At 34.7% G+C, this 25,296-nt stretch carries 18 protein-coding genes; 9 read left to right on the plus strand and 9 right to left on the minus strand.

Going from position 1 to position 25,296, the window contains the following annotated elements; genetic code table 11:
• Positions 1–60 precede the first annotated feature (60 nt).
• On the plus strand, positions 61–2,358 hold the full coding sequence (bglX, locus tag L1276_RS13840; protein ID WP_253788725.1) for a beta-glucosidase BglX: 2,298 nt from the start codon (positions 61–63) through the stop codon (positions 2,356–2,358).
• 291 nt (positions 2,359–2,649) lie between these two features.
• Here bglX and L1276_RS13845 read toward each other — a convergent pair whose 3' ends face one another.
• A complete protein-coding gene (locus L1276_RS13845; protein WP_253788727.1) occupies positions 2,650–2,940 on the minus strand; it encodes a DUF5615 family PIN-like protein in 291 nt (96 codons plus the stop codon).
• Positions 2,940–3,170, minus strand: a complete 231-nt coding sequence (locus L1276_RS13850) for a DUF433 domain-containing protein (protein WP_253788729.1) — start codon at positions 3,168–3,170, stop codon at positions 2,940–2,942. The genes L1276_RS13845 and L1276_RS13850 overlap by 1 nt, the downstream gene beginning before the upstream one ends.
• Positions 3,171–3,283: 113 nt before the next feature.
• Here L1276_RS13850 and L1276_RS13855 point away from each other — a divergent pair, with 113 nt between their 5' ends.
• The gene (locus L1276_RS13855; RefSeq protein ID WP_253788731.1) at positions 3,284–4,240 is read left to right on the plus strand and encodes an aldo/keto reductase; all 957 of its coding nucleotides are present in this window, start codon (positions 3,284–3,286) and stop codon (positions 4,238–4,240) included.
• Between the two features lie 198 nt (positions 4,241–4,438).
• Here the strand turns inward: L1276_RS13855 and L1276_RS13860 are convergent, their stop codons facing one another.
• The 7 genes from L1276_RS13860 to L1276_RS13890 all read right to left on the minus strand — a co-directional run bounded on the left by L1276_RS13860 (position 4,439) and on the right by L1276_RS13890 (position 14,101).
• Positions 4,439–6,418 (minus strand): glycoside hydrolase family 97 protein, encoded by a 1,980-nt coding sequence (locus tag L1276_RS13860; RefSeq protein ID WP_253788733.1) that lies wholly within the window; start codon positions 6,416–6,418, stop codon positions 4,439–4,441.
• A 109-nt stretch (positions 6,419–6,527) separates the two neighbouring features.
• Complete coding sequence (locus L1276_RS13865; RefSeq protein ID WP_253788735.1) at positions 6,528–7,817, minus strand: cellulase family glycosylhydrolase; 1,290 nt, start codon at positions 7,815–7,817, stop codon at positions 6,528–6,530.
• A gap of 63 nt (positions 7,818–7,880) precedes the next feature.
• Positions 7,881–9,110: a glycoside hydrolase family 26 protein gene (locus tag L1276_RS13870; RefSeq protein ID WP_253788737.1), complete on the minus strand. Its 1,230-nt coding sequence runs from the start codon at positions 9,108–9,110 to the stop codon at positions 7,881–7,883.
• A gap of 3 nt (positions 9,111–9,113) precedes the next feature.
• Complete coding sequence (locus L1276_RS13875) at positions 9,114–10,304, minus strand: AGE family epimerase/isomerase (protein ID WP_253788739.1); 1,191 nt, start codon at positions 10,302–10,304, stop codon at positions 9,114–9,116.
• Positions 10,305–10,310: 6 nt separating this feature from the next.
• Positions 10,311–11,501, minus strand: coding sequence for a glycosidase (locus tag L1276_RS13880; RefSeq protein ID WP_253788741.1), 1,191 nt, complete (start codon positions 11,499–11,501; stop codon positions 10,311–10,313).
• A 31-nt stretch (positions 11,502–11,532) separates the two neighbouring features.
• The gene (locus tag L1276_RS13885) at positions 11,533–12,924 is read right to left on the minus strand and encodes an MFS transporter (protein WP_253788743.1); all 1,392 of its coding nucleotides are present in this window, start codon (positions 12,922–12,924) and stop codon (positions 11,533–11,535) included.
• A 40-nt stretch (positions 12,925–12,964) separates the two neighbouring features.
• Complete coding sequence (locus L1276_RS13890; protein WP_253788745.1) at positions 12,965–14,101, minus strand: glycoside hydrolase family 26 protein; 1,137 nt, start codon at positions 14,099–14,101, stop codon at positions 12,965–12,967.
• Between the two features lie 305 nt (positions 14,102–14,406).
• Between L1276_RS13890 and L1276_RS13895 the strand changes: the two genes are divergently transcribed.
• From L1276_RS13895 to L1276_RS13925, 7 genes are all read left to right on the plus strand, one after another.
• Positions 14,407–15,285 carry an AraC family transcriptional regulator gene (locus tag L1276_RS13895; protein WP_073408829.1) on the plus strand — a complete coding sequence of 293 codons (879 nt, stop codon included), beginning with the start codon at positions 14,407–14,409 and terminating at the stop codon, positions 15,283–15,285.
• A 312-nt stretch (positions 15,286–15,597) separates the two neighbouring features.
• Positions 15,598–18,789: a TonB-dependent receptor gene (locus L1276_RS13900; protein WP_253788746.1), complete on the plus strand. Its 3,192-nt coding sequence runs from the start codon at positions 15,598–15,600 to the stop codon at positions 18,787–18,789.
• An 11-nt stretch (positions 18,790–18,800) separates the two neighbouring features.
• The gene (locus tag L1276_RS13905; RefSeq protein WP_253788748.1) at positions 18,801–20,399 is read left to right on the plus strand and encodes a RagB/SusD family nutrient uptake outer membrane protein; all 1,599 of its coding nucleotides are present in this window, start codon (positions 18,801–18,803) and stop codon (positions 20,397–20,399) included.
• Between the two features lie 19 nt (positions 20,400–20,418).
• Complete coding sequence (locus L1276_RS13910; protein ID WP_253788750.1) at positions 20,419–21,456, plus strand: IPT/TIG domain-containing protein; 1,038 nt, start codon at positions 20,419–20,421, stop codon at positions 21,454–21,456.
• Between the two features lie 214 nt (positions 21,457–21,670).
• Positions 21,671–22,630, plus strand: a complete 960-nt coding sequence (locus tag L1276_RS13915; RefSeq protein WP_253788751.1) for a T9SS type A sorting domain-containing protein — start codon at positions 21,671–21,673, stop codon at positions 22,628–22,630.
• 136 nt (positions 22,631–22,766) lie between these two features.
• Positions 22,767–24,002: a glycoside hydrolase family 27 protein gene (locus tag L1276_RS13920; protein ID WP_253788753.1), complete on the plus strand. Its 1,236-nt coding sequence runs from the start codon at positions 22,767–22,769 to the stop codon at positions 24,000–24,002.
• A 10-nt stretch (positions 24,003–24,012) separates the two neighbouring features.
• Complete coding sequence (locus L1276_RS13925) at positions 24,013–24,981, plus strand: glycoside hydrolase family 5 protein (RefSeq protein WP_253788755.1); 969 nt, start codon at positions 24,013–24,015, stop codon at positions 24,979–24,981.
• Positions 24,982–25,296 lie beyond the last annotated feature (315 nt).

The following is a 25,296-nucleotide window of genomic DNA, read 5'->3' on the forward strand; positions in this document are numbered from 1 at the left end:
GTTAAAAAAAAGCTTAGAATCTCAGCACCTTAGAACCTTTAAAAAAACTATCTAACCACTATGAAAAATAAAAAAATAATAATTATTGGGGTTTTGTCCCTGTTTACTGTTGGAAATATGAATGCACAAAAAAAACCGTATTTGGATAAAAACAAAACTATTGAGCAAAGAATTGATTTGCTTTTGCCTTTGATGACTTTGGAAGAAAAAGTGGGGCAGATGAACCAATACAACGGTTTTTGGGATGTCACCGGACCAGCTCCAAAAGGAGGAACGGCTGAATTAAAATACGAACACTTAAGAAAAGGATTAGTGGGTTCGATGCTGACAGTTCGCGGTGTGAAAGAAGTTCGTGCCGTGCAGAAAATTGCGGTTGAAGAAACTCGATTGGGAATCCCGCTAATTATTGGTTTTGATGTAATACATGGTTATAAAACGTTAAGTCCAATTCCGCTGGCAGAAGCGGCAAGCTGGGACTTAGAAGCCATTAAAAAGTCGGCTGCCATTGCGGCAGATGAAGCTTCGGCATCCGGAATTAACTGGACTTTTGGTCCCAATGTAGACGTTGCGAACGATGCTCGCTGGGGACGTGTGATGGAAGGTGCGGGAGAAGATCCTTATTTGGGAAGTAAAATTGGTTATGCGAGAGTAAAAGGTTTTCAAGGCGAAACAATTGCCGATCTTCAAAAAGTAAATACGATTGCAGCGTGTGCAAAACATTTTGCAGCGTATGGTTATGTTGAGGCTGGACTGGAATATAATATCGTAGACATTAGTAATTCTAAATTGTACAACTCTGTTTTGCCTCCTTTTGAAGCGACTGTAGAAGCTGGAGTGCGTACGTTTATGAATTCATTTAATACTTTAAACGGCATTCCGGCAACGGGAAATGCTTTCCTGCAAAGAGATATTTTAAAAGCAAAATGGAAGTTTGACGGATTTGTAATTTCTGATTATGCTTCGATTCGAGAAATGATCGCACACGGTTATGCAAAAGACGAAGCCGATGCAACGGCAAAAGCTGTAATCGCAGGTTCTGATATGGATATGGAATCGTATTTGTATGTGGCAAAACTGGTTGATTTAGTAAAGTCAGGAAAAGTAAAAGAATCTTTGGTTGATGATGCTGTTCGCAGAATTCTTCGTGTAAAATTTGAATTGGGTTTATTTGATGATCCGTACAGATATTGCGATGAAAAACGAGAAAAGGCAGTTGTTGGAAGTAAAGCCAATAATGACGGCGTTTTAGATATGGCGAAAAAATCTATCGTTTTGTTGAAAAACGAAAAGAATTTATTGCCGCTAAAAAAATCTGGACAAAAAATTGCTTTGATCGGCGCTTTGGCAAACGATAAAAATAGTCCGTTGGGAAGCTGGAGAATTGCAGCAGATGATAATACGGCGGTTTCGGTTTTAGAAGGAATGCAGCAATATAAAGACAATCAATTGGTTTTTGAAAAAGGAGTTGATTTATTAAAGCAAAAAGCCACTTTCCTAACTGAAACTGTTTTTAACACAACTGATAAAAGCGGATTTGAAGCTGCCAAAACAGCCGCAAAAAATGCAGATGTTGTCGTTATGGTTTTGGGTGAATACGGTTTCCAAAGCGGGGAGGGAAGAAGTAGAACTGACTTGAACTTGCCAGGTTTACAGCAAGAATTATTAGAGGAAATTTATAAAGTAAATCCGAATGTAGTTTTGGTTTTAAATAACGGACGTCCATTGAGTATTCCGTGGGCTGCAGAAAATGTTCCGGCAATTGTTGAGGCCTGGCATTTAGGAACACAAACCGGAAATGCTGTTGCACAGGTTTTATATGGGGAGTATAACCCAAGTGGAAAACTGCCAATGTCGTTTCCCAGAAATGTAGGTCAAGTGCCGATTTATTACAACAAATACAGTACAGGAAGACCAATTGACAGTGATAAAAATGTTTTCTGGTCACATTATATGGATGTAGAGAAAACGCCTCAATTTCCTTTTGGTTTTGGTTTGAGCTACACTAAATTCGATTATAAAGATTTAAAACTGAATAAAACTGTTTTTGCAAAAGGTGAAAAAGTTGAGGTAAGCATTGCTGTTACAAACTCTGGAAATTATGATGGAAAAGAAGTGGTGCAATTGTATATTCATGATGAATTTGCGAGTATCATTCGCCCAATTAAAGAATTAAAAGGTTTTGAATTGGTAAGTCTGAAAAAAGGAAAAACGAAAACCGTAACTTTTACTTTAACAGATAAGGAACTTGGTTTTTATGACAACGAAGGAAATTATTTAGTTGAACCGGGAACTTTTAAAATTATGGTTGGAGGAAGCTCTGATAAAGGTTTGCAGAGTGGTTTTGAAATAAAAGAGTAATTCTTTTTGAGGTTCAAAGGGACATAGAAACAAAGGTTTTTTTGAATAGCCCCTAGCTTCAGCTAGGGGAATAAGATTTTGAAGTTAGAAAGGGCTTTAGCCAAACTTTGTAGGTTTGGCTAAAGCCCTTTTGATTGTCTTTATATTTTCATCCAGCTAAAGCTGGACGCAACTCAAATTTTATTTTTTTTAAATTAAACTTTGCGACTCTGCGTCTTTGTGAGATTAAAAACACACAATTTTAAATTAATAAATCTCTAAAATCATTAAGACGTCATTTAAAATAAACGATTAAATGATTTCTTTTTTTGAAATTAAAAGCTCAGCTATTTGTTTTGTGTTTTTATTAAAAGTCTTTAGAATGATGACTTTTGGAGGAACTCCTTTTAAAAGTAATAGTTTTTCAAAATCATCATCATGCGTAAGAATAGTAAAATTATTTTTTCTCGCATATTCCCAAATTTCTAGATCTTTTGCAGGTTGATCGACAGGAATATCTTTAGAATTAAAACAATCGAAAAAATCATTCTTAATAAGCTTGGTTATTCTCCAAGAAATATTGGCATCAAAAAGCAGTTTCATTATGCCGCAATTATTTTGGTAATATTCTCTCTATTGGCTGCAAAAGCCAGAGCAGCAAGAATATGTTCTTTGTTTAATTCTGGAAAATCTTCAATAATTTCTTCAAAAGACATTCCTGTAGAAAGCCACGAAAGAATATCTGAAACACAAATTCTTGTTCCTGTTATTACAGGTTTACCAAATCTGATGTCAGGATTTATCGAAATTAAAGTTTGCCAATTATTATTCATAATTTTAAAATTTAAACAAATTTACAAAATTAAAAACGAATTAGATTTTTAATTATTGACGTTTGTTTTCTACCTTTAAAATCTATTAAAAACTCCAACTTTAAATTAAAAAAATGAAATATAACAGATGCGGAAAAAGCGGTTTGCTGCTTCCAGAAATTTCTTTAGGATTATGGCATAATTTCGGATCAGTAGATAATTTTGATAATGCAGAAAGTATTGCTGTAGAAGCTTTTGATAAGGGAATTACTCATTATGATTTGGCCAATAATTACGGGCCAGTTCCGGGTTCTGCGGAAACTAATTTTGGTAAAATTTTATGGCATAATTTTCAAGGAAATTTGCGAGATGAAATTATTATTTCGACTAAAGCTGGATACACAATGTGGGATGGACCTTATGGAGATTGGGGGTCAAGAAAATATTTATTGTCAAGTTTAGATCAGAGTTTGAAGAGAATGAAAGTCGATTATGTTGATATTTTTTACTCACATCGTCCAGATCCCGAAACTCCGATTGAAGAAACCATGATGGCGCTGGATTATGCAGTTAGAAGCGGAAAAGCTTTGTATGTTGGAATCAGTAATTATTCGGCAGAGGAGACTCGTGCTGCGGTTGATGTTTTAAAACAGCTGGGAACGCCGTGTTTGATTCATCAGGCTAAATATTCGATGCTGGAACGCTGGGTAGAGAATGGTTTATTAGATGTTTTAGAAGAAAAAGGAGTGGGCTGTATTGCCTTTTCGCCTTTGGCACAAGGACTTTTAACTGATAAATACTTAAACGGAATTCCTGAAAATTCAAGAGCGCATAATCCAAACGGACATTTGAAAGAAAATGAAGTTACGGAAGAGCGTGTTCAGAAATTAATTCAGTTAAATGAAATTGCGAAAAGCAGAAATCAATCTTTGGCGCAATTGGCTCTGGCCTGGCTGCAAAAAGATAAAAGAATTACTTCGGTCTTAATTGGCGCAAGTTCGGTAAAACAATTATGTAATAATATTGATTGTTTGCAGAATACTGAGTTTTCACAGGATGAATTGAATGCGATTGAGAAGATATTAGCTTAATTTGTATTACATAATCTAGACTGGACTGAAGTCCAGCGCTACAATATGGATCGATCCAAAGGCTCTTTTACAGTTCCGAAGGAATAAATTATATTGTAGAGCTGGACTTCAGTCCAGTTTTGTGAGATTTAAAAATTGTAAACCCGACAGGTTTTTAAAACCTGTCGGGTTTGAAAAATGTATAGAATATATTTTCTATTATTTGATAATCATTGCCAATCCACCGCCGTTTGCCAAACGATATTTTAATTTGGTTGATGAATCGACTGTAATAATTTCTTTTTTATAATCGGTTGCGGCTTTGTCGGCGTTTAAACCGTCAGAGAAAATTTCTGCTTGGAATTTTTTTCCTTTTTCAAGGAAAGAAAAATCAATTGTAATGTCTCTCGAATCCCAATTTGTAATAGAACCTAAATACCAAATATTTGCTTTCTTTCTGGCAATCGTTACAAATTTCCCTACTTCGCCATTCAATGCAATTGTTTCATCAAATGTAGTTGGAACTTTAGATATGAAATCAGTGCTTTCCTGTTCCTTCATAAAAGCGGTAGGGCTATCTGCCATCATTTGTAAAGGCGCTTCAAAAACGGTATAAAGTGCCAGTTGATGACATCTGGTTCCCTGACTCATCGGGTTCGAATGACTAGGTTTAAACTCGCTTTTTATGGCATTTCGCATGGCGCCCGGCGTATAATCCATTGGGCCTGCCATCATTCTGATAAATGGAATTGTAGTGTCGTAAAGCGGAACATCATCATTTGGAGTCCATTTATTATTTTCTAAACCTTTTACACCTTCAAAATTTAAAATATTTGGATATGTTCGCTGAATTCCGGTTGGTTTGTACATTCCGTGAAAATCAATTATCAATTTATGATTCGCTGCTTTTTGGGCTATATCATAAACGGAGTTTACCATTTTAGCATCGTCACGATCTATAAAATCAACTTTAAAACCTTGTACGCCTAATTTTGCATAATTGTTGAAAACGGCTTCTGTTTTATTGTGTATTGCCATCCACGAAGCCCAAAGAATAATGCCAACGTTTCTTTCTTTCGCGTAAGCAATCAGGGCTTCCAAATCGACATTTGGGTTGTGTTTCATAATATCGGTTTCTACGCTCCACCCTTCATCTAAAACCACATATTCCACTTTGTTTTTTGAAGCAAAATCAATGTAATATTTATAAGTCTGCGTGTTGATTCCGGCTTTAAAATCAACATTGTAGATATTCCAGTCGTTCCACCAATCCCAAGCCACTTTTCCGGGTTTTATCCATGAAATGTCTTTGATTTTTGAAGGATCGGATAATTTCTGAACCATGTCATTATTGGCTAAAGCCGAATCATTTTCAGCAATTACAATCGCTCTCCACGGAAAAGTTCGCGTTCCTTTGGTTTTAACCAAATAATCGGCTCTTTCAGTAATTAATTTGTTGAGGTTGTTGAATCCTCCGTTGGTTTCCTGAAGCGGATATTTAGAAAAACGAGATTCAAATCCAGATTTTGATTGATTGTTCGTTACAAATAATCCGGGATAATCTTCCAGATTCGCTTCTAAAAAAACAGCTTTTTTATGGTTTTTATAATCAATTAAAAAAGGTAAAAAAGCTAAAGTATCTTTAGAAAATTCACTTATCTTTTTGTTTTCATAATGTGATTCAAACGAAGAAATAAATGGATCTTTCGGATTTCTTAAATCTCGAACGTAAGGCATCAAAGTGTTGTAATCCTGATCGAAATTCAAGACCACTTCTTCGGAATTTACAGTAATATCTTTTTTCTTTTTTGTGATGAATCGATAAGCTGCGCCATCATCAAAAACACGAAATTCAATGCTAAAATCATTTTTGAAATTAATTGTGAGTTTATTATACTGATCTTTTACTGTTTTCTTTTTGTATAAAGGTGTTTCAAAATAAGCGTTCACACTTTCTTTTTTGGAGTTTAAAACGACTGCATTTTTTCCTAAAATCTGATTTTCATCTAAAGTCATCGACATTTCTGATGGCGCTAGAATCACATCGTTTTCATGCGTGATTGTCCAGCTGATTTTATCATTAACAACAATCTTAACCTGAATTTTTCCATTTGGAGAATTCAATGTAAAATCTTGTTTTTTCTGAGCAAAAGAAAAGTTTACGAGTATGAAACAAAAAAGAATAAATGCATTTTTCATATAGATAGTTTTAAACCATATAAGTGATGTAAGTGCATTTTAGTACAAAGCTTAAAAGCCAAACTTATTAAATGAACTTACATCACTTATATGATAAAAGAAAATTAGTTTATTTTTTATTCAATTCTGAATTGTATTTTTTTACAATTTCAAGAGTTGATTTATCGCCATTAAAAACCGAATTTAAACCTTGCGGTTCTTGCGGAGGATCTGTTGTAAGTGGTTCTCCAGGATTCCATTTTCCATCTGGATGAATTGCTTTTCCTTCACCGCCGTAACCCCAGAAATTGGCTGCCTGCAATGGTCCTCCATTTTTATGACTTTCTGCAACTCTTCCAAAAATATAATTATAAAACTGATCGCGATAAACAGAAGGAGCTCCCGCATTTAAGTTTTCATTTTCTCTCGGAAGACCAAATTCTTCAATAATAATAGGTTTTTTTAAATTATTCGCCACCTTAATATGATCGTCAATATATTTTCCTGCGTTTTCGATTGTCTTTGGCATTGTTGCTTCTGCGTTGTCCGCTTTAAACCAATTCCAGTTTTTTGGCCAGATATGCATCGTCAAATAATCGATATTTGGGTTTTGATGTGTTCTTTCGAAGATTTCCATGCTGTCGTTTGAACTGTTTTTCCCTTCAGAACCAGTTGAAACCAAATGATTTTTGTCTAAACTGTCAATCAAATCCACAATATTGTTTAACCATTTCGTGAATTTTGCTTCGTTTTCTACTGTAAAAAGTCTAGGTTCATTTCCAACCTGCCAAGACATAATAGTGTTGTCTTCGTTGTATTTCTTTTTAGAATAGGCATTTGTTCTGCCGATAATAAACTTTACATGATTATTTAAAGCTTCCATACAAGGCTCACAACTGTGAAATTGTTCGGTATAGGACATAAACTGAGGCCATGTATTTGGCGGAATATTTGGAACAGGAATTGCGCCTTTACCATTCCACTCTAAATATTGTGACATACCGCCAGACCATTCCCAGTTATTGGTCAGGTACAAAACGGCGTACATTTTACGTTTGCTCATTTCGCTGATTAAAAAATCTAGTCCGTCCAATAAATCTTCATCGTATTTTCCCTGTTCATATTGTAATGCGGGGCGAACGGTAAAATCATATTTTCCGCCATCGGCACCTACTAAAACACGCAGATTATCGATTCCGTTTTTTTGCATCAAATCCAGTTCGCGAAGCAGTCTTTTTCTGTCTCCCACTTTTTTCGAAGCCAATAAACTTCCATACCAATAATTGGTTCCAATGTAAGCGTATGATTTGTCGCCTTTATAAAATTGGTTTCCTTTAATGGTGATTTTTTCCTGCGCCTGACAACTGATTACAGCAAAAATAAGAGATAATGAAAGTGTTTTAAAAAATCTGTTTTTCATAATTTGTATTTTTAAGGAGCTAAACCCAACAAGTTTTTTAAAACCTGTCGGGTTTGAGTCATATTATTTCGGCATTTCGTACATTTTTGGCAGCGTGTTTAATAATGCTGATTTTGATTTAGAACTATAAGTTTTAAAATCGGCTGCGTTTGAAACCGAACCGGTTGGTACATAATACCCATCTTTATTGTTGTTCCAAAACATTACGTAACTCACCTGAATTTCATTTGTCGTTATGGCATCATATAAATAAGTTGAAAACCAGTTGGCAATTGGGGTATTCGAACTTGTTACACGGAAACCCGTTTCGGTTAAAGCGGCGATTTTCACTTTGGTTTTAGCCAAATCTGATATTATTTTTAATTTGGCATTGGCTCTGCCGGAACCTGCTGTGCCTTGATTGTCAAAATCTCCGTAATTGTCCATTCCAAGAATATCGACATATTTATCGCCTGGATATCGGCTTAAATAATTGGTTTCCGCAGTGTATGAATTGTCGGGAGAAAAAGCGTAGAGAATGTTGTGAACACCTTTTGTGTTTTTTAAATAATCAACTGTAAATTGGTACGCTTGTTTGTATTCTTCGGGCGTGCAAAAATTGGCACCCCACCAAAACCAGCTTCCGTCAAATTCGTGAAAAGGCCTGAAGATTATCGGAATCAATTCGCCGTTTGCACCTTTTAAATTTAAAATTACGCTGGCAATTTTATCTAGTTTTTTCTTGTACCATTCGTTATTGGCCCCTCCGGGTAAAATACTTTTAAAAGCGGCTGCTTTTTGTTCGGCTGTCATGTCGGCTGCATAAAAAGAATCTTCTTTGTTAGGTTCTCTTAAATGCCAGCTAAACGTGTTGATTATGCCTTTCGCGTAAGCGGCTTTAACATCACTTATAATTTTTTGTTCCTGCTGATAAAACCAGTTATCTGCTTGGTTATTATTGTTTTTATCGGTTATAAACATAAAGTCTGAACCTAAAACTGCGGGATCGTAACCTGTGTTTTTTTTGATATCAGAATCTCCGCCTGCATCTTGATAAAAGCTGTTAAAAGCATCTTGCTGGCCAATTGCTGTTTTGGTTTTAGCGAGTTTTTTTAAATTATAAAATAAAGCTACAGTTTCTTTGGCAGCATTGGCGTCGACCATAAATGTTGCAGCATTTTGAGTTGTTAAAGGATCTTCTTGTACCACCGGATCGATTATGATGACAGGATCCGATTCATTATCTGAAGAACAACTTATAAATGTTAAAACAGTGAGGCTTAAAAATGCTGTTTTGAGAAATGTAGTTTTCATTTTTTAGGTTTTAATTCGGTTAATAAGCTCTAGACAAGCGCGGCTGTTATGATACGGACATTTCCAGAATCCGGCTTTGTCTTTTTCTATGGGAGAATAATCTCGATAGATTCCCCAAATCCATTCGCCGTTTTTAAGATCCAGAATGTGTTTTTTAATGAAATTCCAGTTTTCAAAAACGATTTTCAAATACTCTTCATTTTCTGTTAATTGATAGGCATTATAAAAACCTATTAAAGCTTCGGCCTGAACCCACCAATGTTTTTCGGCAATTAATTCATTTTCTTTAGGTTCAAATTCGTACCAAAGTCCGCCATCTTGGTCTAAACCTTCTTTGGTAACTTCGGCAATTTGAATGGCGTGTTTTTTATAATTGGCAATTAGATTTTCATCTTCTAAAACTTCGGCGCAATACAATAGAAGCCAGGCCGCTTCAATATCATGTCCGTATGAAATTACGTCTGGTTTTTCGATCCAGTTTTCATCAAAAAATAAACGAAGATGTCCGGTTTTAGTATTAATGAAATGTTTTTCTATTGTTTCTAAAAGCTCGATGCTGTCTTTTTTAAGCGTTTCATCTTTCCATACTTTAAACAAATTTGCATAAGCCTCAATAATATGCAAATGTGTGTTCATGGTCTTTTTTTCGTTGGCATCTTTATCGCTTAAACGTAAATCTTCAATGGGCAGCCAGTTGCGGGTAAAAGCTTCGAGATAACCTTTGTTTAAAGGATCGTAACTGTATTTTTGTATGCTTTTGTATAAATTAACAGCAATTTCTAAAGCTTCTTGATCGTGAGAAATAACATAATATTCAGATAATCCGTAAATAGCAAAAGCTAAAGCATAAATCTGGTTTTTAGTATCTTTTGGTGTTTTGTCAGCGTTAATGCTCCAAAAAAGACCGTTATATTCCGGATCATAGAAATATTTTGAAAGATATTCAAAAGCCCTTTTGGCAATTTCTTTATGGCTTTCTTTTTTTGTGATCTGATAACTGGATGAAAAAGTCCATAAAATTCGGGAATTCAAAACAGCACCTTTTTCGGCATCGGCAATAATGTCATCATTGAAATCAATCTGGCCTACAAAACCTCCGTTTTGGTCATCAAGCGTATGTTTTGACCAATAATTTAAAATCGAGTCAAGTTCGGTAGTTATTTCAGATTTAAGCTGTTGTAGATTTGCTGGCACGTTGTATTATATTGCGTTATTTTTTTCGATCTGATTGATTATCGTTTCAACAGAACCTGCCGAAATAAAAGTATCTGCAGGAGCATTAGTTACATAATCTACCAATTTAGCTACAGAAGAAACAGCAACGTGCATTCTCGTATCTGATGATGCGTAGTACACATAAACAGTTCCGTTTTCATCCTCAATCCATCCATTAGAAAACAAAACATTCGATACGTCACCAACTCTTTCAATTCCTTCCGGTCCCATAAAATGTCCGGCGGGAACGTAAGTTACTTTGGAAATATCATTTAAATCGGTCATGAACATATATAGAGTGTAGCGTAATCCTGCGGCAGTATTTCGAACTCCGTGTGCCAGGTGTAACCAGCCTTTTTCGGTTTTGATAGGAGCAGGGCCAAGTCCGTTTTTTAATTCATAAATGGTATGATATTGTTTTCCAAAAATGATTTTTTCGTCTTTTACCACCGGATTTGTCATATCATCAACGTATCCTAAACCAATTCCGCCTCCAGCTCCAACATCAATAAAACCGTCTTGTGGACGTGTGTAAAGTGCGTATTTTCCGTTTACAAATTCTGGATGCAATACTACATTTCGCTGCTGTCCTGTATTCGAAATTAAATCGGGTAATCTTTCCCAGTTTACTAAATCTTTAGAACGTACGATTCCTGCATTGGCTACAGCCGAACTTGTATCGCCTTTTGGGGCTTTTGGATCTTTTCTTTCGGTACAAAAAATACCGTAAACCCAGCCGTCTTCGTGGCTTATTAAACGCATATCGTAAACGTTGGTGTCTGGTTCTTCGGTTTGTGGAATTACGCAGGGTTTGTCCCAAAATTTGAAATTATCTACACCATTTGGACTTTCTGCAATGGCAAAGAATGATTTTCTGTCGATGCCTTCTACGCGAACAGCCAAAAGGTATTTTCCGTTCCATTTCATTGCTCCGGCGTTGAAAGCGGCATTCATCCCGATTCTTTCCTGTAAAAACGGATTTGTTTTTTCGTTTAGATCAAAACGCCAGTTTAACGGAACGTGAGATGCGGTAACGACAGGGTTTTGATATCGCTGGTAAATTCCGTTTCCTGCATTTTCCTGTGGTGCATTTTTTTGCTCGATTAATGTTTTATGTTCTTTTTCTAATGCTGCTTTTCGGTTTTGAAAAGTAGTCGAAGAGGATATTGTTGTCATATTTTTTGATTTCGGTATCTGATTTATTTTTTTAGTTTGATTGGTCTCTTTTTTCGTTTAAATCTTGTTCTATCGCTTGCAGTTTTTCTTCGGATAAAGGATAGAATAAAATGAAAAGAACTGATATTGCGGCTGCGATTGCAGGAAGAATGCTTAACATTAACTGAATTCCGTTTTGGGTTACTGCTGTCTGCTCGACATTGGCCTGAAAACCATAATACCCTAAAAGCCATCCGGTTCCGGCTCCGCCAATGGTCCATCCAAATTTTTGCGACATTGATGAAGCTGAGAAAACTAATCCTGTGGCTCTGCGACCTTGTTTCCATTCAGAATAATCGGCGCTGTCTGCGTACATTGACCAGATTAACGGGAAAATACATCCGGCGCAAATGCTGATTAAAACCTGAAAACTCATGATTAGGAATACATCTTCTTTTCCAAAGAAATAGAAAACTAAACTTAGAATTGCAGCGATTGCCATGGCGCCAAAAAAGGTTTTCTTTTTGCCAATTTTATTAGCAATTGGTGTAGCAATAATAACTCCGATGATATTGGCTGCCTGACCCAAAACCAAATAAATTGAAGTTGGAGTCATGTGGAAATCGGTTCCAAAAAGCGAAAAGTCAAAATTAACGTTACTGCTTACATAATATTTGAAATAGTAAACGGCAGCACCGTCTCTGATAGAATTAAAAACCAAAGTCCCGATTCCGGCTCCTAATAAAATCCACCAGGGTTTATTTTTTAAAAGATCTTTTAAATCTTCTTTTAAGTTTGATTGCTCGTTTTCTATAGGTTTTACTCTTTCTTTTGTGAAGGCAAAACAAGCCCAGAAAAAAATAGTCGTAATAATTCCAAAAATGGCAATTGTAGCCAGCCAGCCTGTTTTAGAATTTAGGCTTCCGCCGAAATAATTTACAAGAGGTTCAATCAGCCAAAGGGCTAAAAGACTACCGCCAAATGCGAAAACCATTCTGTAAGAGGATAACGTGTTTCTATCTTTTCTATCAGACGACATTACGCCCAGAAGTGATGCGTACGGAACGTTGATTAAGGAGTAAATCATCATCATTAAAGAATAAGTTACATAGGCGTAGATTATTTTTCCTTTTTCGTCAAAATCCGGAGTATAAAAGGTTAAAACTCCAATCACGGCAAAAGGCACGGCAACCCATAATAAGTAAGGCCTGAATTTTCCCCATTTCGTTTTGGTTCTGTCAGCAATGATGCCCACAATTGGGTCAAAGCAGGAATCCCAAATTCGGGTAATCAAAAACATGGTTCCTACTACGGCAGGCGCTAATCCGAAAACATCGGTATAGAAAAACAGAAGATACATACTAAAGATTTTCCAGAACATAGATGAAGCGGCGTCTCCAAGTCCGTAACCAATTTTTTCTTTTAAACTAATTTTGTCGTGCATTGAGTGGTTATTTTAAGGTTTTGATTTTTGAGTCTGGCAATTATTTTAAAGCTTTTTTAATGTCTTTTTCAAATAAGGTTTTATCAAGATTGTAATACTCAATAAAATCTTTTTCGCTTAGCTGTCCTTTAAAAGGTGCGTAATAATGCATTTTTTTCTCATTTTCCTGCCAGCCATGGTTTCTCCACAATAAAACATATGAAATTTTATAGTCGCCAATGGCTTTAGAAAAAGTTCCTGTCCACCATTTTGGATCTGGAACAGCTTCGTAACCGGCTTCGGCAATAGCAGTTAATTTATGTTTTTCATGACCAATTTCGCTGATTATTTTCAATTGGTTTTGAACTTCTTCAATAAATTTTTTTCCGTCTTTATCGTTATTGTTTTGATAAGAATCAAAGCTTATCATATCGGCAAAATCATCGCCCGGATAATTGGCCAGAAAATCTTCTTTTGTACTGAAACTACTGGTATTGTACACATAGATAAGATTGTGAACGCCTTTTTTCTGAAGATACTCGAAAGTGAATTTCCACGCTGTTTTAAATTCTTCGGGAGTACAATTTCCTTTTCCCCACCAAAACCAGCCTCCGGTAAGTTCATGATAAGGTCTAAAAAGAATTGGAATATTTTTTCCTTTTTTATCTTTTAGTGAAAGAAAGAAATTTGATGCTTTGTCAAGCCAGGAAATGAATTTTTGGTGGTTTTGGCCTCCGGGTAAAATCGTTTTAAGAGAATTTGGCGTATTGTCCCAAGCGTTTTTTCCTGTTGCCGGATTATCAAAATGCCAGCTTATTGTGGAGATTCCACCTCTTTCATTTGCCTGAATAATATATTGTTTCATTTTGTCAAAAGGAACTCCGTCAATATTATTGATATCATCTTTTTCTAAGCCGGCAATGTCCCAGCCGTAAACTGCCGGATAATCTCCTGCGACATCTTTAATGTCGCTTCGGTTGTTTTCGTATTTCCAGTTTACGCCATAAGCTAAGTCATCCTGATGACCAAAAAGATATCCTTTTTGTACTAGTTTGTTTAGATTTTTATATAGAAGAATGGTTTCTGGTGTTGCTTTTTTATCTGAAAGTGACAAATTCGTATTACTATTATTATGCTGGGCAGAACACGAAGTTCCTATAAAAGCAGTGATCAAAAGCTTGTAAAAGTATTTTTTCATTTTTGAAAATGTTGTTTTTCAGCATATTCCTGTTATTTATTAAAAATAACAGATGTTAACTAAAGCTGTTTTTGTCTATTTGTAATTCAGTATTGTTTTCCTGATAAAATTATTAAAACTATAAAAAGATGAAGCATTAAAAATGATTAATGTTTATTATTAATACTGTTTTTGTAAAGTTGATAATTTTATTTTTCAAAGATAAATGTATGTTTATAGCTTAATCAATATTATTTTATCAATTATATATCATATTATTGCAGGAAAAAAAGAAATCTAATTTTGCTAAAACAGTTTTTAAGAAAATGAGTACAGCTAAAAATTTTTATAGAGAGATCGCGCCGCTTTCTGCCGGAGATAGTTTTTTGGTTTTTGACAGAGTAAAAGACAGTTTTGATTTTCCCGTTCATTATCATCCTGAATTTGAGATTAATTTTATTTTGAATGGAAAAGGGGTAAGGCGTGTTGTTGGGGATAATATTGAAGAAATTGACAATGTTGAATTGGTGTTGATTGGGCCAAATTTATATCACGGCTGGGAACTTAATAAGTGTACTAATAAAAAAATTCATGAAATAACGATTCAGTTTCATAATGATTTATTTCATGAATCTTTGCTTGCCAGACGTATTATGAATCCTATTCGTGATATGTTTAATCGTTCAATTCACGGAATTTTGTTTTCTAAAAAAGTCGCCGAAGAATTGACTCCACGGCTTGTGAGGTTGTCTAAACTGGACGGTATTGATTATTTCTTAGAAATTACTTCGTTATTATATGATCTTGCCAATTCCAGAAATCAAAGACTGCTTTCTACTTATACAGTAGATTATGACAAATTTGATGATTATGATAAAATGAAACTGGTTTATGAATATGTGCAAAAACATTTTGCCGAAAAAATTACTTTAGAAGATGTGGCAAATGTTGCAAGTATGTCGATTATTTCTTTTAATCGATTTATAAAAAAACGTACCGGAAAAACTTTTGTCAATTATATAAATGATATACGGATTGGATATGCTGCGCGCTGGCTTGTAGAAAAAGACATGAGTGTTTCTGAGGTTGCGTTCAAATCCGGTTTTAATAATATCGCGAACTTCAACCGCAGTTTTAAAGCTATTAAAAACTGTACACCAAGCCAATACAGGGAAGATTTTTCTGGGTTAAAACGAATATTATAGTGATACTTTTTTTGCACAATTAAATATTATTTTTAACGAAAACGTTTGATTTTGCCAATTTCGTTAACTTTTATTTATAATTTGTAGTAGTTAAGGGTGGTGTCATTGCGAATAATGTATTTTTTGGTTGGTTTTATTTTGATATTTGTTTTTTTAAGGCGATATAGTAAAAATATTATCATTAAATGATGTAATACTATCGATTTGATGTTTTGTTCTGTTATAGATTTGTTAAATAATTTAGAAGATAATTCACGCCACTTTATTACTTAATTATGAATAAAACAAATTTAAACTAACCAAACATTTATTATGAAAAAACTAATGACTAACTTTATTCATTGGAATGCTAACCACAGAGCGGTTCCTTTGATTTTATTCTTGCTGTTGACTAGTAATTTTATTACTGCTCAGGTTAAAATAACAGGAATAGTGTCTGATGAGAAAGGAATGACAATTCCCGGAGCCAACATTTCTGTTGTTGGATCTAAAAACTCTGCATCTTCAGACTTTGATGGTAAATATAGTATCGATGCTCCTGCAAACGGAACTTTGATTGTAACATTTATCGGTTTTGACTCTCAAAGAATTGCCGTTTCGGGTCGAACAAAAATCAATATTTCTTTAAAATCAACTTCAGAAGACTTAAAAGAGGTTGTTGTAATTGGATATGGAACCCAGAAAAAGAAAGATGTAAATGGTGCTATATCTTCGGTAAGAGCAAAAGATATTGAAAATTTAAAGCAGGTTTCTATCGATCAAATGCTTCAGGGTAAAGCAGCCGGTGTTTCGGTTACCAATAACTCTGGACAACCGGGCGGTGCTGCTTCTGTTAGAGTTCGTGGAACTACTTCTATTACAGGAACAAACGAACCTTTGTATGTAATTGATGGTGTGCCAATTTCTGGAGATGCAACTGGTAAATCTACAAGTGGTCAGACTTTAGCTGGTAAAGATGGATTTTCTGCTACTGGTGGAAGTGGTAATACAGCAATGAGCCCGCTGTCGATGATTAATCCAAATGATATTGAGTCGATGGATATTTTGAAAGATGCTTCGGCAACTGCAATTTATGGATCTCGCGGAGCAAATGGTGTTATTATTATTACGACTAAATCGGGTAGAAAAGGAGGCGGAAAAATTTCGTATGAAAACTATACTTCTTTTGCTTCGGTAACAAATAAATTAGATGTTTTAACGCTTTCAGAATATGCGACTTTAAAAACAAATTTAGCGAAACAATGGGGTTTTCAGACTCGTCAGGAGTTTTCTCATCCTGAATTGTTAGGTGCTGGTACAAACTGGCAGGATGAAGTCTACAGGACTGCTATTTCTAACAGTCATCAGCTTTCGTTTTCGGGTGCTAAAGATGGTACAAGTTATTATTTGTCTGGAAGTTATTTAGATAACGAAGGAACAATTATCAATTCTGGATTAAAAAGATATACAGTTAGGTTGAATTTAGATTCTAAAATCAAACCTTGGTTAAGAGTTGGAGGAAATTTAACAGGCGGTATTACAAATGAGAGAATTACTGTAAATCAAAGTTTTTCTGGATTAATTTCAAATACGTTGTTACAATCTCCAGATATTCCGGTTAGAAATACTGACGGATCATTTGCTGGGCCGCCATCTTCTGAGCAAAGTGTTACTTATTATAATCCTGTTGCTGAGGCATTAACCAGAGAAAATAAATTAGTTAGAAAAAATTTCTTAGGAAATGTTTATGCTGAGGCAGATATTTTTAAAGGTTTAAAATACCGTATTGAAATAGCGGCAAATACAGAGTTTTCTGAAAATGATGATTTCAGGCCTTCTTATGCTTGGGGAAGTCAGACTAATGTAACGGCAGATTTAGATGTAAGAAGACAAAACTGGTATTCTACAAACATTAAAAATTTATTGACTTACGACAGGACTTTTGGTAAACATAAAATTACACTTTTGGCTGGTCAGGAAGCAAATGATTCTCATTGGGAAGGTTTAATTGCATCTGCTCATGATTTTAAGACGAACACAATTCACACTATTAATTTAGCAGATCCTGATAATAACACGATTACGCAATATAAAGGAAGTGCTTCGCTTTCGTCTCTTTTTGCGCGTATTATTTATGACTTTAATGATAAATACAGTGTAATGGCTTCAATTAGACAGGATATCTCGTCTAAATTTGATCCATCTACAGGGAATCAAAAAGGGGTTTTCAATGCGATTTCTGGTTCTTGGAAATTATCTAACGAATCTTTCATGGAAGGAACTCGTAAATATGTAGACAATATTAAATTTAGAATTGGTTACGGAGAAACCGGAAACCAGCAAATACCAAACAACAGCTATTCTGCCATGTTAGGAGTTCAAAATTCTGGTTTAGGAAGCGGGTTTTTACCATCAAATTATCCAAATCCGGATTTAGTTTGGGAATCGTTAAACCAAACGAATTTAGGTCTCGATTTTACATTATTAGATAATAAACTTTCTGCAAGTTTTGACGTATATGATAAAAAATCAAAAGGATTTCTGTTTCAAGTGCCATTGCCTCTTTATTTAACAGGCGGCGGAGGTCAGTACGGAGGGGTTTCAGCTCCATACTCTAACTTAGGAACAATGAGTAATAAAGGATATGATATTACTTTAGGCTATGATTTAAGATCTGCAGGGAAATTTAACTGGGATACTTCTTTGGTTATTTCTCATTATAAAAACAATCTGGATGAAATCGCAAATGGAATTGTGTTAACTCAGGAAGTTAATACTAACGGATATCAGCCTGTTGTTGTGACCAATACCACGGTAGGAAACCCAATTGGATTGTTTTACGGATATAAAACAGACGGGATCTTTAAAGATCAAACGGTTTTAAACAACGCGCCGCTTCAGTTTGGACAAGCTGTAGGGACAGGAACAGGAGAAACTGCTTTGGGTGATGTTAAGTATGTTGATGTAAATGGAGACGGAAAAATTGATGCAAATGATAAAACATTTATTGGAAATCCACATCCAAAATTCACTTATGGATTTACAAATAATTTCAGATACAAAAATGTTGATCTTTCTATTTTTCTTCAGGGATCATACGGAAATGATGTTATGAATTTGACTAGAAGAGCAGGTACAACAAATGCTTCATTGTATGATAATCAATTAGTGGAAGCGATGGATTATTATTCGCCAACCAATTCGGCAAGTAATAACCCACGACCAATTGCTGATTCAGCAAATAACAATTTGCTTATTTCTGATCGTTATGTTGAGGATGGTTCATACTTAAGAATTCAAAACATTACACTAGGTTATTCTTTACCTCAGGATGTAATTTCTAAATATAAGATATCGAGATTAAGATTGTATGGATCTGCTCAAAACTTATATACGTTTACGAATTATTCAGGTTATGATCCAGAGATTGGTTCATTTAATCAAAATGTGCTTTTATCAGGAATTGATAACGGAAGATATCCGGTGGCAAGAACATTTTTAGTTGGACTTAACTTAGAATTTTAAAAATTAAAAAAATGAAAAAGAAATCTTTTTTAAATAGATATAGCTTGCTTTTTACAGCAGTGGCATTTTTGACTTTAGGATCTTGTCAGGATGATTTTACTGACAGACCTTCTGAAGACGGAATAAGTTTAGATTCTTATTACAGCACAAATGATCAGGTAGTGTCAGCAACAAATGGTATGTACAGCAGAACCTGGTTTCAAATGTATAATAAGTTTTGGTGGGCACTAGAGGTTGGTTCCGGAAATATGTATTCTGGTTCTCCTGACGTAAGCGGCTTACGAACTTTTTCTTTAAACGGAAGTGATCCGGAATTAGTAAATGGCTGGTCGTCTTTGTGGGCAAATGTGCAGCAGTCTAACATGATTATCAATTTTCTAAGCTCAAGAGTTGGATCAGCTGTATCTCAAGATGTATTGAATAATACTATTGGTGAAGCTTATTTTATAAGAGCAACTGCTTATTTTGATTTAGTTAGACTTTGGGGACCGGTGCCAATTATCGAAAACCCGCTAGATTATACCAGTAATCCGTATGTAAATACAAATACTGTAGCTGATATTTATACCTTAATTACGTCTGATTATCTAAAAGCTATTGATTTATTAGCAGCAAAAAACAGAGGAACGAATTATGCTAATAACGGACACGTTTCTAAAGGTTCTGCAAGAGCTTTGCTGGCAAAAGTATATTTGTATCAAAAAGATTATGCTAAAGCAAGAGCGATGGCAGAGACTGTTATTAACAGCGGTGAATTTAAACTGTTAGGCGGAGATGAGCTTCCTGGAAAAAGTTTTGCAGACTTATTTACTTATGCAAACAATAATAATGAAGAGTCTATTTTCGCTATTCAGTGGAAGGGTGACGGAGGTTATGGATCTGCAAACAATTGTAATACACAATTTGGATTTATTGATGGTAAACTTTCTACTTCAAATGCTTCTTATGCAGGGGTTTTTGGTCCAAGCCAGGAAGTAATCCTTTCTTTGTATGGCGAAGGCGATTTAAGAAAACATGAAACTGTAATGGTTGCAGGAGCAACATATCCAACGATAAAAACAACCGAAGGAATTGGATTTACTGTGCCTTCTAACAAAAATCTGGCTCAGGATTCTGGCGGTGCAATCAAAAAATATTGTATTGGTGTTGTAAATGGAAATGTTACAGGTCCGGTAGATCCTTTTAATATGATGGATAATAATACATATGTAATGCGTTATGCCGAATTATTACTAATTCATGCAGAAGCTGTTTTAGCCGGAGCAGCAAGCACATCTGATGCTTCAGCTTTGAGATCAATCAATGCAGTTAGAAAAAGAGCTGGTCTGGCAGATTTGGCTTCAATTACTTTCGATGATATATTTTTAGAAAGAAGAAAAGAATTGTGTTTTGAAGGAGATTATTGGTTTGATTTAGGACGTATCGATAAAACAAAAGCGATCGCAATTATGTCAGCTCAAAATAGAGGAGATAAATTTGGAGAACGTCATTTTACACCTGTGTATAGCGAAGATCACGCAACAAATGATTTCTATATGGATTATCCGGATAACGAGGTGGCTAAAAACCCTAAGTTATTGCAGGCACCAGTTCCGTATACTTTTAAATAATTTCTAAAATTTGACTAATATGAAAAATATAAAAATAAAATACCTTTTGCCTTTCATCGCGATGGCATGTATGGTAGTAGGTGTGTTTTCATCATGTGATAATGATGATTCTTCTGGCAGTTCAGGAGCACCTGTAATTACAAGTATTGCAAAATCTGTAGAGGGTGATTTGATTCCGGTTACAGTAGGAGATCCTAAAAATTATTATATAATTCAGGGAACAGGTCTTGCTGGTGTAACAAAAATTTATTTTAATGATTTTGATACCTATTTCAATCCTACATTAGTTACTGATACTGCAATTTTTGTTTTAATAGATGAAAAAACACCTTTTGCTAATGCAAGTAATAAATTGAAATTGGTTACAAAGCAAGGGACAATTTTGTATGATTTTGTTATAGCGCCTCCAACACCAAGACTTGACAGCTATAATCCAATTAATGCAGTTGAAGGTGATGTCGTAACGGTTTATGGTGATTATTTTTTAGATCCTGTTGTTAAAGTTGGTACTGTAGATGTTCCGGTTCTTTCTTCAAGCTTAACAGAGATTACATTTAAAATGCCGGCAAATGCGGCAAATAAATATGTGTCAGTTGCTAATATTTCTGGTTCTGCAACTTCTAAGGAAGCAGTTGGAACAGCATTGTTTGATGATGTTTGGTACAACGACTGGATGTTTGACGGTCCAGAAGGTAAAGTTACTTTAGAAAGTTCAGGAGCTGCACAAGGAAAAGTTATGATTAAATCTATTAATGATGGATGGAGCGGCAACCAATTTAGAAATAAAGACTGGGCAACTCTGGACATGGCAAACTACAGTGGTCTTAGATTATGGATAAAAGGAGATAAAGCAGGTAAAGTAGCTGTTATCTTAAACGGAAATTGGTCAGATCCTGATTCTAAAGTTATTGAAGTAACTACACAATGGAAAGAATACAATTTGCCTTGGAGTTCTTGGCCTTTTGCAATAACAGGTTTGCAGACTCTTGTAATAAAAGATTTTACAGGAGAGAAATCAAACTATTATTTGGATAATATTGGTTTTATTTTAAAATAATGAAGTAAAAACAATTTTTGGTTTTGAGTTTTGTTTAAATATTCCCTAATCTACTCAATTAGGGAATATTTTTTTTAAATTATTTGGGTTTGTTTGTTGATATTCAAATTGTTATATGTTTTTATAGTATTGTTTTTTGAAAAAATAGTATCTTTTTTCGTATGTTTTTGTGGTTAAATTTATTGTCATTATAACTAATCAAAAAGAAAAAATTATGAAAAAAAATGACTTTCAATTTTCGACAAAACAAAAACTTAGTTTATTTAGTTTTATGTTGATTTTAATGAGCTTTCATTTGAATGCTCAGGAAATTTTGGGTTTAAATCCTTACTGTTTAGCATCGGGTCCGTCCTATTCAGTTGTAGCCCCAGGTCCATCTTATGATGAAGTAGTATGGAGCTGCAGTGATCCCAGTGTAACATTTTCTGGAAACCCATCGCCATTATCTCTTTCTAAAGTAGTGTACAAAAATCCTGGTACTATTGCCGGAGGACAAACGCTTACCGTACAATTTAAAAATGCAGGAACAGTTGTAGCACAAAGACAAATTGTATTTGTTTCACCGCAAATGCCAGTACAGCCTAGTTACATAGTTTCTAAAACAAATGATTACTGTACACCTCAATATCATATTATAACATTGACCGTGACGCCTAATCCAAATCCAAGTTCAAATACCAATTTTTCAATTACACCAACTATAGCAGATGCAAGTATTATTATAACACAAACGTCTAAAAATATTTTCGAATTAAAACTGCCATTAAACGGTCAGCCTTATTTTATATATAATATAACTGAAACAACCCCAATATCAGGATGTCAGTCAAATAATTTGTCATCGACTTCCTATGGTAATTCGGTTTCATTAAATCTAACAGGTTGTTCTAATACTACGCCTAATCCGGGAACAAATTATGATTTTACTTTGTCTCCAAATCCATATAATAATGGTAATATTACCATTACGGCTAATGCAGTTTCCTCGCAATCTACAGGAACATGCAGGATTTATGATAGTTCAGGTGTTTTAAAGCTAAACTTTTCACTAACAAATTCATATACTTCCATTCCGCTTAAAAGTGCAATACCCTCTTTGACCACAGGGATTTATATTTTTCAGATAACATACGCAAATGGAACTGTAAAGACTAAAAACTTAGCTGTGAATTAAAAAAAAACGTTCTTTTAAAACGAAGAACTCCAACTCGAGACAATCGATTTGGAGTTTTTTATGTCATTAATTAAAGATTTCTGATTTAAAGTTTTCTATAAGCACATAATAAATAAAATATCAAAAATAAATTAAAATGAAAAAAACAATAGTACTCTTAGCTGTTTTGAGCTCATTTAATTTTGGCTTCAGCCAAGGAAATACGCACACACAAACAGGGGGTAAATTTGAAGGTTTAGCCATGACACCGCCAATGGGCTGGAATTCATGGAATACTTTTGCTACGAATATTGATGAAAAACTAGTAAAAGAAACGGCTGATATTATGGTTTCGTCTGGATTGGCGGCTGCAGGTTACAATTATATAGTATTAGATGATGGCTGGATGACGAAAGAACGTGATGCAAATGGAGATTTAGTTCCTGATCCCGTTAAATTTCCAAGCGGAATGCAAGCAGTAATAGATTATGTACACAGCAAAGGTTTAAAATTTGGACTTTATAATTGTGCCGGAACACAAACTTGTGCCGGATATCCGGGAACTCGCGGTTATGAATATCAGGATGCTCGTTTTTATGCTAAACTTGGAATCGATTTTTTAAAATATGATTGGTGCAATACAAAAGGAATAACAGCGCCAGAAGCTTATACTACAATGAGTAATGCTTTGAAAACTGCCGGAAGGCCAATTGTTTTTAGTCTTTGCGAATGGGGTGATAACCAGCCGTGGGAGTGGGGAAAACCTGTAGGGAATCTTTGGAGAATTTCCGGCGATATTTATCCTTGTTTTGACTGCGAATTCAAACATCCGGAAAATTGGTCTTCGTGGGGATTCATGAAAATTGCTGAAATGCGAAAAGATATTCGTAAATATTCAGGCCCGGATCATTGGAATGATTTTGATATGATGGAAGTTGGAAACGAAATGAATGATATTGAAGATAAATCGCATTTTGCTATGTGGTGTATGCTTTCTTCACCATTATTTACAGGAAATGATTACAGAAAAATGTCAAAAGAAACCTTAGCTATTCTAACTAACAAAGATTTAATTGCCATAAATCAGGATAAATTAGGAATTCAGGGATTTAAGCATTCTGCCGATGACGGATTAGAAGTCTGGGTAAAACCTTTATCAGATGGAAATTGGGCAGTTACTTTTTTAAACAGAAGTGATCTCTCTAAAAAGATTAATTTCGACTGGAAAAAGAATGCTTTTAAAGATGTTGATTTTGGTTATGAAGCTGATTTTAACAAAAAAACATTCAAATTAAAGAATCTTTGGACCAATAAGGAAACCGGAAATACAAAAAAGAACTTTACGGCAGAATTGGCTTCTCATGATTGCATAACATTGAAATTATCTCTTTAAAAAGAATTATATGATTAAGTTAAAAAAGAATTTAATTACGGTGGCTTTTTTATTGATTTGCTGTTTTTCGCAAGCACAGTTTGTAAAAAAGCATGGTCAGTTAAGTGTTTTAGGGACTCAGTTGGTAGATAAAAACAATCAGCCGGTTGTTTTACGCGGTTTGAGTTTTGGCTGGCACAGTATGTGGCCAAGATTTTATAATGAAAAAGCGGTAAGCTGGCTGAAAAAAGATTTCAATTGTAATGTGGTTCGGGCAGCAATGGGAATCGAGCTTGGAGAATACTCCTATATTAAAGACCCGCAGTTTTCAAAAGAAAAAATAGAAGCTGTGGTAAATGGTGCTATAAAATCGGATATATATGTAATTATCGATTGGCACAGTCATAATGTAAACCTGAAAGAAGCCAAAGAGTTTTTTGAAGAGATGTCAAAAAAATACGCAAAGTATCCTAATATTATATATGAGATATTTAATGAACCCGATTATGAAACCTGGGCGGAAGTTAAAACCTATTCTGAAGAAGTAATACGTGTTATTAGAAAGAATGACCCAAACAATATTATTTTGGTTGGAAGTCCGCACTGGGATCAGGATGTTAATCTTCCGGCTGAAGATCCAATTTTAGGATACAATAATATAATGTATACCATGCATTTTTATGCTGCAACACACGGCAAAGATCTAAGGGATAAAACAGATGATGCTATAAAAAGAGGTCTGCCTATTTTTATTTCTGAATCTGCGGGTATGGAAGCTACAGGAGACGGACCTTTAAATGTAAAAGCCTGGCAGGAATATATTGACTGGATGGAATCGAAAAAACTCAGCTGGATTACCTGGTCCGTTTCTGATAAAGATGAAACTTGTTCCATTTTAAAAAAGTCTGCAAAATCTGAAGGAAAATGGAAAGAAGAAGATTTAAAAGAATCCGGAATCAAGGTTCGAGAGTTTTTAAGAAAATATAATAGTAAAGAGTAATTTAAAAACTCATTGTATGATTATAAAGCCTGTTCAAATTTGAACAGGCTTTTTTTTGTTTCTATATGGCAAGTTTCTTTGTTATTTATAAATGGTTTTTAGGCTGCTTTTGGATTTTGTTTTTGTAGGAATTTTAACTTATGAGTACTGTGTGGTTTTCTAATACATAATTTGGTTCTTTTTGTAGTTGTTTTTTAATTTTTTATTAGATACCCCTATTTTTTAATGGGGTATTGTGTTTTTTAAAAGAGTTTGTTTTCTATTTTAGTCTGTTTTTTCGTTGTAATTTTATTTTTACCCTTATTTTTTGCTGTC

Source organism: Flavobacterium sp. HSC-32F16 (assembly GCF_024171645.1).
Lineage (GTDB): Bacteria > Bacteroidota > Bacteroidia > Flavobacteriales > Flavobacteriaceae > Flavobacterium.

Excerpts from the sequence above, each read along its gene's own strand:
- bglX (WP_253788725.1), top strand. The coding sequence starts at position 61 with ATGAAAAATAAAAAAATAATAATTATTGGGGTTTTGTCCCTGTTTACT.
- L1276_RS13845 (WP_253788727.1), bottom strand. The coding sequence starts at position 2,940 with ATGAAACTGCTTTTTGATGCCAATATTTCTTGGAGAATAACCAAGCTT.
- L1276_RS13850 (WP_253788729.1), bottom strand. The coding sequence starts at position 3,170 with ATGAATAATAATTGGCAAACTTTAATTTCGATAAATCCTGACATCAGA.
- L1276_RS13855 (WP_253788731.1), top strand. The coding sequence starts at position 3,284 with ATGAAATATAACAGATGCGGAAAAAGCGGTTTGCTGCTTCCAGAAATT.
- L1276_RS13860 (WP_253788733.1), bottom strand. The coding sequence starts at position 6,418 with ATGAAAAATGCATTTATTCTTTTTTGTTTCATACTCGTAAACTTTTCT.
- L1276_RS13865 (WP_253788735.1), bottom strand. The coding sequence starts at position 7,817 with ATGAAAAACAGATTTTTTAAAACACTTTCATTATCTCTTATTTTTGCT.
- L1276_RS13870 (WP_253788737.1), bottom strand. The coding sequence starts at position 9,110 with ATGAAAACTACATTTCTCAAAACAGCATTTTTAAGCCTCACTGTTTTA.
- L1276_RS13880 (WP_253788741.1), bottom strand. The coding sequence starts at position 11,501 with ATGACAACAATATCCTCTTCGACTACTTTTCAAAACCGAAAAGCAGCA.
- L1276_RS13885 (WP_253788743.1), bottom strand. The coding sequence starts at position 12,924 with ATGCACGACAAAATTAGTTTAAAAGAAAAAATTGGTTACGGACTTGGA.
- L1276_RS13890 (WP_253788745.1), bottom strand. The coding sequence starts at position 14,101 with ATGAAAAAATACTTTTACAAGCTTTTGATCACTGCTTTTATAGGAACT.
- L1276_RS13895 (WP_073408829.1), top strand. The coding sequence starts at position 14,407 with ATGAGTACAGCTAAAAATTTTTATAGAGAGATCGCGCCGCTTTCTGCC.
- L1276_RS13900 (WP_253788746.1), top strand. The coding sequence starts at position 15,598 with ATGAAAAAACTAATGACTAACTTTATTCATTGGAATGCTAACCACAGA.
- L1276_RS13905 (WP_253788748.1), top strand. The coding sequence starts at position 18,801 with ATGAAAAAGAAATCTTTTTTAAATAGATATAGCTTGCTTTTTACAGCA.
- L1276_RS13910 (WP_253788750.1), top strand. The coding sequence starts at position 20,419 with ATGAAAAATATAAAAATAAAATACCTTTTGCCTTTCATCGCGATGGCA.
- L1276_RS13915 (WP_253788751.1), top strand. The coding sequence starts at position 21,671 with ATGAAAAAAAATGACTTTCAATTTTCGACAAAACAAAAACTTAGTTTA.
- L1276_RS13920 (WP_253788753.1), top strand. The coding sequence starts at position 22,767 with ATGAAAAAAACAATAGTACTCTTAGCTGTTTTGAGCTCATTTAATTTT.
- L1276_RS13925 (WP_253788755.1), top strand. The coding sequence starts at position 24,013 with ATGATTAAGTTAAAAAAGAATTTAATTACGGTGGCTTTTTTATTGATT.